Source organism: Streptomyces sp. VNUA24, assembly GCF_029167005.1.
Taxonomy (GTDB): Bacteria; Actinomycetota; Actinomycetes; order Streptomycetales; family Streptomycetaceae; genus Streptomyces; species Streptomyces scabiei.
This window is the reverse complement of record NZ_CP119143.1, coordinates 8,255,369-8,268,852: the sequence shown is the minus strand read 5'-3', so window position 1 is coordinate 8,268,852 and position 13,484 is coordinate 8,255,369. Positions and strand designations below refer to the sequence as shown.

Sequence of the window (13,484 nt, the reverse complement as noted above, 5' to 3'; positions counted from 1 at the left end):
GACTGTATTCACACCCTTCTCACGAACAGGAGACCGAACCGTGCCGGTCCTTCCTGGAGCCGAGCCGTACCACCACGAGGGCGGGGAGGTCGGTGTCCTCCTCTGCCACGGATTCACCGGGTCGCCGCAGTCGATGCGCCCGTGGGCCGAGTATCTCGCCGCGCAGGGGCTGACCGTCGCGCTGCCCCTGCTGCCGGGGCACGGCACCCGCTGGGAGGACCTGCGTCCGACCGGCTGGCAGGACTGGTACGCGGAGGTGGACCGCGAGCTGCGGGCCCTGCGCGAGCGCTGTGCGCACGTCTTCGTCGCGGGGCTCTCCATGGGCGGCGCGCTGGCGCTGCGCCTGGCCGCCAAGCACGGGGACGCGGTCGACGGCGTGGTGGTCGTCAACCCGGCGAACAAGGTGCACGGCCCGGCCGCGCACGCCCTCCCGCTGCTCCGGCACTTCGTCCCCACCACCAAGGGGATCACCAGCGACATCGCGAAGGAGGGCGTCGAGGAGGTGGGGTACAGCCATGTGCCGCTGCACGCGGCGCACTCGCTGCGCAACTTCCTCCGTCTCGTCGACGGCGAACTGCCCCAGGTGACCCAGCCGTTGCTGCTGCTGCACAGCCCGCGGGACCATGTGGTGCCGCCCGTCGACTCCGAGCGCGTCCTCGGCCGGGTGTCGTCCACGGACGTCACGGAGATCCTGCTGGAACAGAGCCACCACGTCGCGACGTTGGACCACGACGCGGGCCGGATCTTCGAGGAGAGCCTCGCGTTCGTCACGCGGCTCGTCCCGGAGTCCGGGGCGGCGCGGGTGAAGGAGTCCGACGCGGAATCCGTACAGCAGTCCGACCCGGGTTCCGCGGAGCGGACCGGCCCGGGGCCTTGGGAGCAGAGGGAAGGGACGGCCACTGGTGGCTGAGCACGACTCCGAGCGTGAGCCGGAGGAGAAGGGAGCGCCGCTCGGCGCCTCGCCCGGTGACACCCCGGGCGGCTCCTCGGGCGGCTCCGCGGGCGCCTCGTCCGGCGAGTCGCCGGGCGGGTCCGCCGGTGAGGAGCGGCATACGGGCGAGGAGCAGCACGTGCCGTTCGACGAGGACGCCGCGTGGCGGGCCATCGTGGCCGGGTTCGGCACCGAGCCGCCGGACCCGCCGGGCGCCAAGCCGTTCCGGTCGGTGGAGGATCTCGCGCTGCTGGAGGCCGAGCCGGAGGACGCCGAGGACCCGTCCCCGGGCGCCGGCGGTCCCGCGGCTCCCCGGCCGCTGGGCAGCTCGGTCGCGTTCGCACCCGGCGTCGGCGCGGGTCCGCGTGACTACAGCGTGCCCGACCCGGTCGGCGAGGACCCGGACCAGGACGACCCGGACGCCGACGACGAGGACGGGGAGGGTCACTTCGTGCCGCCCGAGCCGCCCCCGCTGCCGGAGGCCGACACCACCGCCAAGTTCGCCTGGCTGGGGGTGATCGGCGGCCCGGTGCTGCTGCTGCTCGCCGTGCTGCTCGGCTGGGACATGACCTGGTGGCTCACCACCCTGGGCATCGGCGGTTTCCTCGGCGGTTTCGCCACCCTGGTCATGCGGATGAACGGGGGCGACGAGGACGAGGACGACCCGGGCCGGGGAGCGGTCGTCTGACCCCATGGCATCGTCCTGCGAGGGCCCGTCCGGGAGTGTTCCGGGCGGGCCCTCCCCGTTGCCGCGGAGAGGCCGGGGGCGGGTCGCCCCGGCGGTGCCCGCCCGGTGTCAGGACTCGGCGGGGACCCTGAGGGCGGCCAGGACCGGCAGGTGGTCCGTGGCCGCCCGCAGGTCGTCCTCGCCGATACCGGGGTGGTCCAGGGGGACGCCGCAGCCGAGGACTTCGATGCCGGAGGTGGCCAGGATCGCGTCGATGCGCTGGTGGGGGTCGGTGGGCGTGGAGCTGTACTCGCCGCCCCAGGGCGTGGTGGTCCAGCAGTCCTGGAGTTCACCGGCGAGGCGGCGGAAGGTGCGGCCGTCCGGGCGCTCGTTGAGGTCGCCGCCCGCGACCGCGTGGGTCACACCCAGACCGGCCAGCCGGTCCAGGAGGAGGCCGCCCTGCTCGTACCGCTCGTCCTTCTGCAGGGAGAGGTGGCAGGACAGGACGCCGAGGCGGGCGCGGCCGAAGCGGACCACCGCCGTGGCGAAGCCGCGCCGGTGCAGGCCGGGGGTGAGGGGCAGCAGCACGTCCTCGGTGCGTTCGACCGTGGCGCGCAGGCCGCACAGCAGCGCGGGGCCGGACGCGGTGGCGCCGCCGGAGAGGGTGACCAGGCCGGACGCGGCGGCGAGCCGTGCGAGCTTCTTGCGCCAGCGGAAGAACCGGGGGGCTTCCTGGATCAGGACCAGGTCGGGGGCGCAGGCGGTGATCACTCGGGCGAGGGCGTCCGTGTCGTCGCGCATCGAACGGATGTTGTAGCTGAGGACGCGGATGATCGCCGAACCGTCGGGTTCGGTGCGGGAGTTGGGCAGCGGGGTGGTCGCCATATGGATCAAGATACGCCCAGGAGCGCGGGGCATTTGTCCGTTTGCGGCTACAGGTGCGACAGGTGCGTCGCGCCATCCCGCGCCCACGCGGCGGAGCCGCACATCGACACAGCCCCGCGCCCCTGAAGGGCGCGGGGTCACCGCTGACGGTGTCTACATGATCGGGTCGGGTTCTCTCGCCAGGTCCGCCGCGCCCACCAGGCCCGCGTCGTTGCCGAGCCGGGCGGCGACGACCTCGGCCACCGGACGCCAGTTGCCGCCCACGAGCCAGCGCTTGTAGGACTTGCGGATCGGGTCCAGGACCAGCTCGCCCTCGTCCGAGAGGCCGCCGCCCACGATGAACGCCGACGGGTCGAAGAGGGAGGCGAGGTCGGCGAGACCGGCGCCGGCCCAGCGGGCGAGTTCGCGGTAGGAGTCGACGGCCACGGGGTCGCCCTGGCGGGCGGCCATGGAGATGTGCTTGCCCTCGATGCCGTCGGGGGTGCCGTCACCGAGGCCGAGGAGGAGTTCCGCGTTCTCGGGGGTGGCGTTGGCGCGCTGCTGGGCGTACCTGACCAGGGCCCGCCCGGACGCGTACTGCTCCCAGCAGCCCTGGGAGCCGCAGCCGCACATCAGCCCGTCGGGGACCATCCGGATGTGGCCGAACTCGGCGGCGACGCCGTAGTGGCCGCGGCGCAGCTTGTTGCCGATGATGATGCCGCCGCCGAGGCCGGTGCCGAGGGTGATGCAGATGACGTTGCGGTGGCCCTTGCCGCCGCCGAACTTGTACTCGCCCCACGCGGCGGCGTTGGCGTCGTTCTCCACGACGACCGGCAGGCCCACCCGGGCCTCGACCTTCTCCTTGAGCGGCTCGTTGCGCCAGTCGATGTTGGGGGCGAAGTAGACCATCGACCGCTGCCGGTTGACGTAACCGGCCGCGCCGATGCCGACACCGACGATCTCGTGTCCGGCTCGCGCGCCCTCGACGGCGGCGGCGATGGCGTCCACGATCCCCTCGGGCGTGCCCGGGGTCGGCACCTTGTGGGTCGAGAGGATGTTGCCTTCCTCGTCGACCACACCAGCCGCGATCTTGGTACCGCCGATGTCGACGCCGATGGTGAGTCCCATGAATCCCTCAGTTTCGGTCGAGCCCCGCTACGGCCAACCGTACCCGAGGCCCTGCCCCCGCAGTCCCGGCGTCCGCCGGGCGGACGGCCCGGCGTCAGTCCAGGTCGATCCGCTCTCCGGGGCCCGGATCGTCGCCCTGGCCGCGGTCCTCCCGGTGGGAGGCGTCCCGGCTCGTCCAGCGGCGCTCCTGGGCCTCGACGGCCGAGCGGTACGCGGCGAGCAGTTCGCTGCCCGCGGAGGCGAGATGGTCGAAGACGTCGGGGTTGCGTTCGATGACCGGTTCGACGGCGGCCTTGGCCTGCCGGACGACCTGGCTGACCATCTGCTGGGCCGCTCCGCCGGCGACCGCGCCGAGCAACGGCGACTGCAGCCCGGACAGTTTGTCCGCGACGGTGTCGACCAGCCTGCGCAGTTCCTCGGCGGCCGAGCCCGGCTGCGGACCGTACGCGGCCCGGCGGCGGGCCTTCTCCGCGGCGAGGTCCTCCTCGCAGGCGGTGGCCCAGGCGTCGGAGTCGGTCGCACGCACCCGGTCGGTCGTGCGGTCCTGCCGGGCCGACCGCGCCTCCTCGGCCGCGTCCTGACGACCGGCGTCGGACGTGGGGCGCTCTTCGCTCATGGCGGGCTCCTGCCTACGGTTCGTACTGTCGACGTTACCCGAACGGGCGTATGCGGTTCACCGTGTCCGGGGCCACAACTGCGGGTCGGGCGCGAAGCGGATCCTCAGTTCTCCCTCGCGCAGGGCCGCGCCGTCGACCGTGCAGCGGCGCAGTGCCGACGGGAGCGGAACGATACGACGGAACGGTCCCGCCGTGAGGACCAACTCGTCGCCGCGCCGGACGAGATCCAGCTCGTCCCGTATCGCCCCGGGCAGCGGGATGTGCCACACCAGCACGCCCTCGCCGGCGAGGTTGTCGGTGACGGCCCACTCGACCCGGGCCGGCACGTCACCCGTGCCGGGGACACCGAGGGCGGCGAGATCGTCACCGCCTCGGGGGTCGTGGCCGAGGTGGGCGACGCGCCGTACGGAACGGGCGCCGCCCGCGGCGGGCCGCTCCTCCCATTCCTCCAGCGCCTTGCGCTGCTGGGCCACGAGGCCGGCGAGCCAGGTCTCGTGCGTGCCCTCGGGCAGCACGCGGTTGGCGATCAGCGCGTCCACGGGCAGGGCCCGCAGGGCGAGTCCGACGCCCGCGAGGCGGACGTGGTCGGCGCCGGCCGGGCCCGGCTCGGCGACCAGCCGTACGGTCGTCGACGGGTCCTCGACGACCGCCGCGACGGCGGCCAGCTCCACGTCCCAGCGGGCGGCCGTCTCGTACAGCCACTCGGAGGGCATCGGCACTCCGGCGAGGCGCCCGAGGACGGGCCGCAGCGCGCGGGCCGCCTGCCGCTCGGGCGGGAGCAGCCGCCGCAGATACCGCCGCAGCTCCTCCGGGAGGGCCAGCAGCGCGAGGGCCTGCGGGGCGGGCGGCAGGTCGACGACGAGCAGGTCGTACGCCTCCGAGAGCGCGGCGTCGCGCAGTGCGCGCAGCAGGGCCAGTTCCTCGGCACCGGGAAGGGGGGTGAGTTCCTCGGCGTCCAGCCGGGCGGCGCCGAGCATGCCCAGGACGGACGCGGCACGGTCCTGGAAGGCGACGAGGTCCTCGCGGAACCCGGCCGCGGCGTCGGGCCGCCAGGCGGTGAGGTTCGGCGCCGCCCGCACGGGCTCCGGTCCGGTCGCCACCCCGAGCACCGCCCCGAGGCCGTCGGCCCGGTCCGCGCTCAGCACGAGCGTCCGCGCGCCCTCGCGGGCCGCCTCGGCGGCCGTGGCCGCCGCGACCGTCGTACGGCCGCTGCCGCCTGGCCCGGTGATCAGGATGGTGCGCATGAGGGTGAACGGTAACCCAGCGGAAGGGGGGTCACCGACACACCGGCACCGCGGGAGGGCCGGGCCCGGCCGCCCCGGCCGGACGGGTGTCCGCGGCCGGGGCGGCGGCCGGGCGGTCTACTTCCCGGACTCGACGCGCTTCTTCAGACCCGCCAGCGCCCGGTCGATGATGACCTTCTCCGCCTTGCGCTTGATCATCCCGAGCATCGGGATCTTGACGTCGACGGTGAGCTGGTACGTCACCTCGGTCACCGAGTCGCCGACCGGCTTGAGGATGTAGGAGCCGTCGAGCGAGCGCAGCATCTGGGACTTGACCAGCGTCCAGGAGACCTCGTTCTCCCCGGTCCAGGTGTAGGCCAGCGTCTGGTCGTCCTTGATGGCGCCCGCGTCCATGACGAGCCGGACCTGCTCGGCGCGGCCCTGGCCGTCGGCCTGCAGCACCTCCGCCTCCTTCACCTCGCCCGTCCAGTCGGGGTAGCGGGCGAAGTCGGCGATCACTCCCATGACGTCGGCCGCCGCAGCCTCGATCGTGATGCTCGAACTGGTGAATTCCGCCATCGCCGTGGCTCCTCCAGAGACTGTCCGGTGAGGGAGGTGGGTGCGCACGTATGTGCAGCGTGAAGGCTACCGCCTGTCAGGGCTCACCATTCCAGCGCCCACGGCTTCCCGGTCCCCGCGAAGTGCCCCACGTTCACACACTCGGTCGCGCCGATCCGCATCCGCCGTGCCAGGGGCTGGTGGACGTGCCCGAACAGGGCGTACCGGGGCCGGGTCCTGCGGATGGCGTCCAGCAGCGCCCGGCTGCCCCGCTCGAAGCGGCGCGCCACCGTGTCGTAGACCAGTTCGGGGACCTCCGGCGGGATGTGCGTGCACAGCACGTCCACCTCCCCCAACGCCTCGATCTTGGCCGCGTACTCCTCGTCGCCGATCTCGTACGGCGTGCGCATGGGGGTGCGCAGGCCGCCGCCGACGAAGCCGAAGACCCGTCCGCCGATCTCCACGCGTTCGCCGTCCAGCACGGTCGTTCCCGGGCCGGCGTACTCGGGCCAGAGCGTGGGCATGTCGACATTGCCGTAGGTGGCGTACGTCGGAGTGGGGAAGGCCGCGAACATCTCGGCGTACTGCTTGCGGACGGCCTTCTCGATCACCGCGGAACGCTCCTCCTCGACGCCCGCCCACAGCCGGGCCCCGAGTTCGCGCGCCTCCTCGAAGCGGCGTGCGGTGCGCAGTTCGACGAGCCGGGTGGCGTTCTCGGCGCCGAAGAGGTCGGGGAAGATGCCCCGGGAGTGGTCGGCGTAGTCGAGGAAGAGGACGAGGTCGCCCAGGCACACCAGGGCGTCGGCGCCCTCACCCGCCCTGGCCAGGTCGCGTGCGTTGCCGTGCACGTCGCTGACCACGTGGATGCGTGTCCTGCCGTTACCGCCCGGTGTGCGTGCCATGACGATCAAGCGTAGGCGTGTGCGGCATACGTGAACAGAGCCGGTCGGACGTGCGGTTACTGGCCAGTCAGTAAGTTGGGGGATTATTCTGCTCGGGAACCCCCCGTGTGTGACGCGAAGAACATCTCGCCCGGCCCCCCTCGCGGAGAGGCCATACCGACGGGTAACGTCCGGGCAGTCCAGTTGTGCTCAGGTTTTCAACCAGTAGGAACAAGAATAAGGCGGACCTGAGCGCTCCCCCGTCCTTGGACCGCACCGTCGCAGCACACAGAGTCGTGGCGCCGGCGCCCTATGAGGAGCAGCAGTCTTGCGCGAGTTCAGCCTTCCGGCTTTGTACGAGGTCCCGACGGACGGCAATCTGACGGACATCGTCCGTAGAAACGCCGCGCAGCACCCCGATGTCGCCGTCATCGCCCGCAAGGTGGACGGCGTCTGGCAGGACGTCGACGCCGTCCGGTTCCTGGCCGAGGTGCGGGCGGCCGCCAAGGGGCTCATCGCCTCCGGGGTGCAGCCGGGCGACCGGGTCGCCCTGATGTCCCGCACCCGGTACGAGTGGACCCTGCTGGACTTCGCGATCTGGACGGCCGGCGCGGTGACCGTGCCGGTGTACGAGACCAGCTCGCCGGAGCAGGTGCAGTGGATCCTCTCCGACTCGGGCGCCACCGCCATGATCGTGGAGCTGGACGGGCACTCGGCCGGGGTCGAGTCGGTGCGCGACCGGCTGCCCGCGCTGAAGCACGTGTGGCAGATCGAGGGCGGCGGGGTGGAGGAACTGGGCCGCCTCGGCCAGGACGTCACCGACGCGGCCGTCGACGAGCGCAGCTCACTGGCCAAGGCCGACGACCCGGCGACCATCGTCTACACCTCCGGCACCACGGGCCGCCCGAAGGGCTGTGTGCTCACCCACCGCAGCTTCTTCGCCGAGTGCGGGAACGTGGTGGAGCGGCTGCGGCCCCTGTTCCGCACGGGCGAGTGCTCGGTGCTGCTCTTCCTCCCGCTGGCCCATGTCTTCGGACGGCTCGTGCAGATCGCGCCGATGATGGCGCCGATCAAGCTGGGCACCGTGCCCGACATCAAGAACCTCACCGACGAGCTGGCCTCCTTCCGGCCGACGCTGATCCTCGGCGTGCCGCGGGTCTTCGAGAAGGTCTACAACTCGGCGCGGGCCAAGGCGCAGGCCGACGGCAAGGGCAAGATCTTCGACAAGGCCGCGGACACGGCGATCGCGTACAGCAGGGCGCTGGACGCCCCTTCGGGCCCGGCCCTCGGCCTGAAGCTCAAGCACAAGGTGTTCGACCGGCTCGTCTACAGCAAGCTGCGCGCGGTGCTGGGCGGCAAGGGCGAGTTCGCGATCTCGGGCGGCGCCCCGCTGGGCGAGCGCCTCGGCCACTTCTTCCGCGGCATCGGGTTCACGGTCCTGGAGGGCTACGGCCTCACCGAGTCCTGCGCGGCGACCGCGTTCAACCCCTGGGACCGGCAGAAGATCGGTACGGTCGGGCAGCCGCTGCCGGGTTCCGTCATCCGGATCGCGGACGACGGGGAGGTGCTGCTGCACGGCGAGCACCTGTTCAAGGAGTACTGGAACAACCCGGGCGCGACCGAGGAGGCGCTGGCCGACGGCTGGTTCCACACCGGGGACATCGGCACCCTCGACGAGGACGGCTACCTCAGCATCACCGGCCGCAAGAAGGAGATCATCGTCACCGCGGGCGGCAAGAACGTCGCCCCGGCCGTGATCGAGGACCGGATCCGGGCGCACGCCCTGGTCGCGGAGTGCATGGTGGTGGGCGACGGACGGCCGTTCGTCGGCGCGCTGGTCACCATCGACGAGGAGTTCCTGGGCCGCTGGGCCGCCGAGCACGGCAAGCCCGCGGGCTCCACCGCGGCGTCACTGAGCGCGGACGCCGATCTGAACGCGGCCGTGCAGGCCGCGATCGACGACGGCAACGCCGCGGTGTCGAAGGCGGAATCGGTGCGGAAGTTCCGCATCCTGCCTTCCCAGTTCACGGAGGAGACAGGTCATCTGACGCCGTCCCTGAAGCTCAAGCGCAACGTGGTGGCGAAGGACTACGCGGACGAGATCGAGGCGATCTACCAGAAGTAACCACCAGTGCCGGTCGTACGGACCGGCACGCTCATGGCGCGGTGTCCTCCACGAGGACCCGCGCCATCGTGCGTTCGGCGAGCGCGGTGATCGTGACGAACGGGTTCACCCCGATCGAACCGGGCACCAGCGAGCCGTCGGTGACGTACAGGTTCGTGTACCCCTTCACCCTCCCGTAGTCGTCGGTCGCCCTGCCCAGCACGCAGCCGCCCAGCGGGTGGTAGGTGAAGTCGTCGGCGAACACCTTGTTGGACGAGCCGAACAGGTCGTACCGGTAGATCGTGGAGTTGGCGGAGTTGATCCGGTCGAAGAGCTTCTTGGCCATGGACGAGGAGACCGCGCTCTGGGCGGCGCTCCAGCCGAGCTTCGCCGAGTCGGTCGCGGCGTCGTAGGTGAAGGAGGCGCGCTCGGTGTTCTTGGTGATCGCCAGGTAGAGGCTCACCCAGTGTTCGAGGCCGGTGGGCAGCGGGGCGATCTCGGCGAAGACGGGGTTGGCGGTGTTGGCCCAGTCGTCGATGCCCATGACCGGCATGGTCGACTGGTTCGCCCCGACCGTGTCCCACAGGTGGTTGGCCCGGCCGAGCATGACGTTGCCGTTGGGCCCCCAGCCGGCGCCGACACTGGCGTTCAGCGCGGGCAGGGTGCCCTTCGCCCGGGCGCGGACGAGGAGTTCGGTGGTGCCGACGCTGCCGGCGCCGAGGAACAGGTAGGTGCAGCCGTACTCCTTGGTCTCGACGACCGCGCCGGTGCCGTCGATCCGGTCGGCGGTGACGACGTACGTCCCGTCGCCCAGGCGGCGGATGCCCCTGGCCCGTTCCATGGTGTGGATCGTGACGTTGCCGGTGCCGAGGGCGGCGGCGAGGTACGTCTTGTCGAGGCTCTTCTTGCCGTGGTTGTTGCCGTAGATGACCTCTCCCGCGAGGGCCGACTTCGTCGCGGTGCCGGCGGCCTCGCGCTGCATGTGGTCGAAGTCGTAGACGCTCGGCACGAAGGTGGTCCTGAGCCCCGCCTTCGCGGCGTGGGCGCGGGAGACCCGGCTGAAGCGGTACCACTCCGTGGACTCGAACCACGCGGGGTCGACGGTGTTGACGCCGAGCATCGAGCGGGCGCGCGGGAAGTAGGTGGAGTACATCTCGGCGGTGTCGACGGTCGGGAACTGCTCGGCGAAGTACGACCGGAGCGGGGTGACGGCCATGCTGCCGTTGACCAGGGAGCCGCCGCCGACACCGCGGCCCAGGAAGACCGACATGTTGGCGTGGCGCACACGGTCCAGGACGCCGGGGTAGCGGCTGATGTCCTGGTTGACGACGTCCAGCCAGAGGAAGGTGGCGAGCGGGGCCTCGGTCCGGGTCTTGAACCACATGGACCGCTCGTCGGGTTCCTTCGTCGAGCAGAAGATCTTGCCGTCGGCGCCGGGGGTGGTCCAGGCGCGGCCCATCTCCAGGACGAGGGTGCGGATGCCGGCCTGGCCGAGGCGGAGGGCGGCCACGGCGGCGCCGTAGCCGGAGCCGATGACGAGGGCGGGGGCGTTGTCGACGGCGGGGGGTTCGGCGGCCTGTGCGGACTGGAGGCCGATGCGGGTGAGGCCGAGGCCGGCCGCCGTCTGGAGGGCGGCCATACCGAGTATGTGACGTCTCGTCAGCTGACGCTGCATCAGTTTTGCTGTCATGTGCGCAGCATGTGCGGATTCTCGGGCTCCGGCTAGGGGCTGGTCCGGACCGCTCGCCCACTATCGGGGTACAGGGTGATCCCGGAAGGCGACTTCCGGTCGTCTTGTGGCTGGTCGCGCAGTTCCCCGCGCCCCTTACGGGGCTACAGCAGCGTTTTCAAAGTTTCTGCCAACAGGTCCCAGCGCCATTTCTCCTCGACCCACTCCCGCCCCCGCTGCCCCATGCGTTCCCGCAGCTCCCGGTCGCCGAGGAGGGTGGTGATGCGGTCGGCGGCCTCCTCCGGGGAGCCGCCGCGCACGACCCAGCCGGTCTCGCCGTCCAGGACGGCGTCGGGGGCGCCGCCGGAGTCGCCCGCGACGACGGGCAGTCCGGTCGCGGACGCCTCCAGGTAGACGATCCCCAGGCCCTCCACGTCCAGCCCGCCCCGGCGGGTGCGGCACGGCATGGCGAAGACGTCACCGGCGCCGTAGTGGGCGGGCAGCTCGGCCCAGGGGACGGCACCGGTGAAGCGGACGGAACCGCCGACCCCCGTCTCCTCGGCGAGCCGGCGCAGCTCCTTCTCGTACGGTCCGCCGCCGACGACCAGCAGGACCGTCTCCGGCTCCTTCGCCAGGATGCCGGGCATCGCCCGGATCAGCGTGTCCTGCCCCTTGCGCGGCACCAGCCGGGAGACGCAGACGACCACCGGGCGGTCGGTGAGCCCGAGCCGGGCCCGGACCTCCGCGCCGCCGGAACCGGGATGGAAGGTCTTCTCGTCGACCCCGGGCGGCAGCTGGACCATGCGCCCGGCCGCGTCCGGCGTGAGCGCCGTGGCGATCCGGGAACGGGTGTACTCGCCCAGGTAGGTGATCGTGTCCGTGCCCTCCCCGATCCGCCGCAGCAGCTGCCGGGCGGCGGGCAGCTGCGCCCAGCCCGCCTCGTGGCCGTGCGTGGTGGCCACCAGCCGCCGGGCGCCCGCCCGGCGCAGCGCGGGGGCCATCAGACCGAGCGGGGCCGCGGCACCGAACCACACCGACGTACAGCCGTGTTCCCGCAGCAGCGAGACCGCGCGGCGGGTGACGGCGGGCGTCGGCAGCAGCATGGTCGTCCGGTCGCGGACGACGGTGAAGGGCTGCTCGGCGTCGAAGTCGGCCGTCGCCCGGACGCCCTCGCGGCTCCGCTTCCACGTCGACGCGTAGACGACGACCTGCTCGGGGTCCAGCCGCAGCGCCATGTTGTGCAGGAACGCCTGGATACCGCCGGGCCGGGGCGGGAAGTCGTTGGTGACGATCAGGGTCTTGTGCATCGCCGCCGACCCTACCCAACCGCCGCCGGCGCCCGCCCCCGGGCACCTCGCACCGGCCCGGCCACGCCGCACGGCCGCTTCACAGGCGGGCGGGGGATCATGTCCCCCACAGACGCGGAACGCGGCGCGGACGGACAGGGACTCACGTGGCTCACAGGGACGGGACGGGCGCGCTACGGCTCCCGTCGGGACTGCTCACGCTCTGGGCCGCCACCCGGCTGCTCCTGCTGCTGTTCGTCTTCAAGGTGTACGTCTTCCCGGGCCCGGACGTCACCGGCGACGTCTCGGTGATCTACCGCGGCTGGTACGAGACCCTGCGCACGGGAACGTACCCCCAGGGCGACGTCACCTGGCAGTACCCTCCCGCCGCCGCCCTCGCGATCCTCTCCCCCGCGCTGCTGCCGTTCCTGGACTACGCGTCGGCGTTCTTCGTCCTCGCCCTCCTCGCCGACCTGACGGTGTTCGCGCTGCTCCTGTACGCGGGCACCCGCCCGGGGAGGACCCTGCGCGGCGCCGGGGTGTGGGCGGTGGGCCTGCCGCTGCTCGGCCCGACCGCGTACGCCCGCTACGACGTGATGGTGACGGCGGTCGCGGTCGCGGCCCTCCTCGCCGGGAGCCGCCATCCGCGCGCGATGGGGGCGCTGACGGCCTTCGCGGCCCTGCTGAAGGTCTGGCCGGCGCTGCTGCTCCTAGGCGTGCGCGGGCGTACGGCCTGGGCGTGGGCGGTGGGCACCGGTGTCCTGCTGGCCGGCCTGTTCGCCGTCTCCATGCCCGGCGCCTTCGCCTTCCTGACGTTCCAGCGGGACCGGGGCACCGAGGTGGAGTCGCTGGGCGCCCTCGTGTTCCACGTGGCCCGGCAGTTCGGCTGGGACGGCGAGGTGCTGCTCAACTACGGGTCGGTGGAGTTCCTCGGCGCGCATGTGGACACCGTGAGCGACGCGGCCCTGCTGCTGAGCGGGGTGGCGTTCGCCTGGCTGCTGCTGTGGCGGGTGCGGGCCCGGCGGTTCGCGCCGCACACGCTCGCGGACGCGGCGTTCGTGGCGGTGCTGATGTTCACGGCCACGAGCCGGGTGATCAGCCCGCAGTACATGGTGTGGCTGGTGGGCCTCGCCGCGGTGTGCCTCTGCTTCCGGGCGAGCCGTATGGGTGTGCCCGCCGCGCTGGTCCTGGTGGCGTGCTTCGTGACCGTCCTGGAGTTCCCGATCTGGTTCGACCGTGTGGTCGCGAGTGACTGGCTGGGGGTCACGCTCCTCTTCGTCCGCAACGGGCTGCTCGTGCTCGCGGGGCTGCTCGCGGCGGTGCGGCTGTGGCGGGAGACGGTGCGGGGGGCTGTGCCGGGGAGTGTGTCCGGGGGCGTGGTCGGGGGCGGGTCCGGTGGGGGCTTGTCGCGCAGTTCCCCGCGCCCCTAAAAACCCAGGCCCCTGCGGGCCTGAAAAGCATCGGGCGCGGCCCATGCTTTTCAGGGGCGCGGGGAACTGCGCGAGAAGCCCCACCGGGCCGCACCCGACCACGCACCCCGGCACACCCCAACACAC

Annotated in this window: 12 protein-coding genes; 4 read left to right on the top strand and 8 right to left on the bottom strand. The window is 72.3% G+C overall.

Annotated features, from left to right (window positions below):
* Positions 1-40: 40 nt before the first annotated feature.
* Both PYR72_RS35440 and PYR72_RS35435 read left to right on the top strand, forming a co-directional pair.
* On the top strand, positions 41-910 hold the full coding sequence (locus PYR72_RS35440; protein ID WP_275459088.1) for an alpha/beta fold hydrolase: 870 nt from the start codon (positions 41-43) through the stop codon (positions 908-910).
* Positions 903-1,619 (top strand): hypothetical protein, encoded by a 717-nt coding sequence (locus PYR72_RS35435; protein ID WP_275459087.1) that lies wholly within the window; start codon positions 903-905, stop codon positions 1,617-1,619. Before PYR72_RS35440 ends, PYR72_RS35435 begins: the two co-directional genes overlap by 8 nt.
* A gap of 108 nt (positions 1,620-1,727) precedes the next feature.
* Here the strand turns inward: PYR72_RS35435 and PYR72_RS35430 are convergent, their stop codons facing one another.
* From PYR72_RS35430 to PYR72_RS35405, 6 genes are all read right to left on the bottom strand, one after another.
* Entirely contained in the window at positions 1,728-2,483 is a 756-nt protein-coding gene (locus PYR72_RS35430) for an endonuclease/exonuclease/phosphatase family protein (protein WP_275459086.1), read from the bottom strand.
* Between the two features lie 153 nt (positions 2,484-2,636).
* The gene (locus PYR72_RS35425) at positions 2,637-3,590 is read right to left on the bottom strand and encodes an ROK family glucokinase (RefSeq protein ID WP_059080715.1); all 954 of its coding nucleotides are present in this window, start codon (positions 3,588-3,590) and stop codon (positions 2,637-2,639) included.
* Between the two features lie 94 nt (positions 3,591-3,684).
* Complete coding sequence (locus PYR72_RS35420) at positions 3,685-4,206, bottom strand: DUF5304 domain-containing protein (protein ID WP_275459085.1); 522 nt, start codon at positions 4,204-4,206, stop codon at positions 3,685-3,687.
* A 57-nt stretch (positions 4,207-4,263) separates the two neighbouring features.
* Positions 4,264-5,451 (bottom strand): ArsA-related P-loop ATPase, encoded by a 1,188-nt coding sequence (locus tag PYR72_RS35415; protein WP_275459084.1) that lies wholly within the window; start codon positions 5,449-5,451, stop codon positions 4,264-4,266.
* Between the two features lie 117 nt (positions 5,452-5,568).
* Positions 5,569-6,009 (bottom strand): SRPBCC family protein, encoded by a 441-nt coding sequence (locus PYR72_RS35410; protein WP_275459083.1) that lies wholly within the window; start codon positions 6,007-6,009, stop codon positions 5,569-5,571.
* An 83-nt stretch (positions 6,010-6,092) separates the two neighbouring features.
* Positions 6,093-6,890: a metallophosphoesterase gene (locus PYR72_RS35405; protein ID WP_275459082.1), complete on the bottom strand. Its 798-nt coding sequence runs from the start codon at positions 6,888-6,890 to the stop codon at positions 6,093-6,095.
* A 307-nt stretch (positions 6,891-7,197) separates the two neighbouring features.
* Here PYR72_RS35405 and PYR72_RS35400 point away from each other — a divergent pair, with 307 nt between their 5' ends.
* On the top strand, positions 7,198-8,994 hold the full coding sequence (locus PYR72_RS35400; protein ID WP_275459081.1) for an AMP-dependent synthetase/ligase: 1,797 nt from the start codon (positions 7,198-7,200) through the stop codon (positions 8,992-8,994).
* Between the two features lie 31 nt (positions 8,995-9,025).
* Here the strand turns inward: PYR72_RS35400 and PYR72_RS35395 are convergent, their stop codons facing one another.
* A complete protein-coding gene (locus PYR72_RS35395) occupies positions 9,026-10,612 on the bottom strand; it encodes a GMC oxidoreductase (protein ID WP_275460607.1) in 1,587 nt (528 codons plus the stop codon).
* A gap of 194 nt (positions 10,613-10,806) precedes the next feature.
* Positions 10,807-11,949 carry a glycosyltransferase family 4 protein gene (locus tag PYR72_RS35390; RefSeq protein ID WP_275459080.1) on the bottom strand — a complete coding sequence of 381 codons (1,143 nt, stop codon included), beginning with the start codon at positions 11,947-11,949 and terminating at the stop codon, positions 10,807-10,809.
* Positions 11,950-12,095: 146 nt separating this feature from the next.
* On the opposite strand from PYR72_RS35390, the gene PYR72_RS35385 reads away from it, so the two are divergent.
* Positions 12,096-13,358 (top strand): glycosyltransferase family 87 protein, encoded by a 1,263-nt coding sequence (locus PYR72_RS35385; RefSeq protein ID WP_275459079.1) that lies wholly within the window; start codon positions 12,096-12,098, stop codon positions 13,356-13,358.
* Positions 13,359-13,484: the final 126 nt, after the last annotated feature.

Coding starts and splice junctions, on each gene's coding strand:
- PYR72_RS35405 (WP_275459082.1), bottom strand. CDS start 6,890: ATGGCACGCACACCGGGCGGTAACGGCAGGACACGCATCCACGTGGTC.
- PYR72_RS35430 (WP_275459086.1), bottom strand. CDS start 2,483: ATGGCGACCACCCCGCTGCCCAACTCCCGCACCGAACCCGACGGTTCG.
- PYR72_RS35395 (WP_275460607.1), bottom strand. CDS start 10,612: ATGGCCGCCCTCCAGACGGCGGCCGGCCTCGGCCTCACCCGCATCGGC.
- PYR72_RS35410 (WP_275459083.1), bottom strand. CDS start 6,009: ATGGCGGAATTCACCAGTTCGAGCATCACGATCGAGGCTGCGGCGGCC.
- PYR72_RS35390 (WP_275459080.1), bottom strand. CDS start 11,949: ATGCACAAGACCCTGATCGTCACCAACGACTTCCCGCCCCGGCCCGGC.
- PYR72_RS35420 (WP_275459085.1), bottom strand. CDS start 4,206: ATGAGCGAAGAGCGCCCCACGTCCGACGCCGGTCGTCAGGACGCGGCC.
- PYR72_RS35415 (WP_275459084.1), bottom strand. CDS start 5,451: ATGCGCACCATCCTGATCACCGGGCCAGGCGGCAGCGGCCGTACGACG.
- PYR72_RS35425 (WP_059080715.1), bottom strand. CDS start 3,590: ATGGGACTCACCATCGGCGTCGACATCGGCGGTACCAAGATCGCGGCT.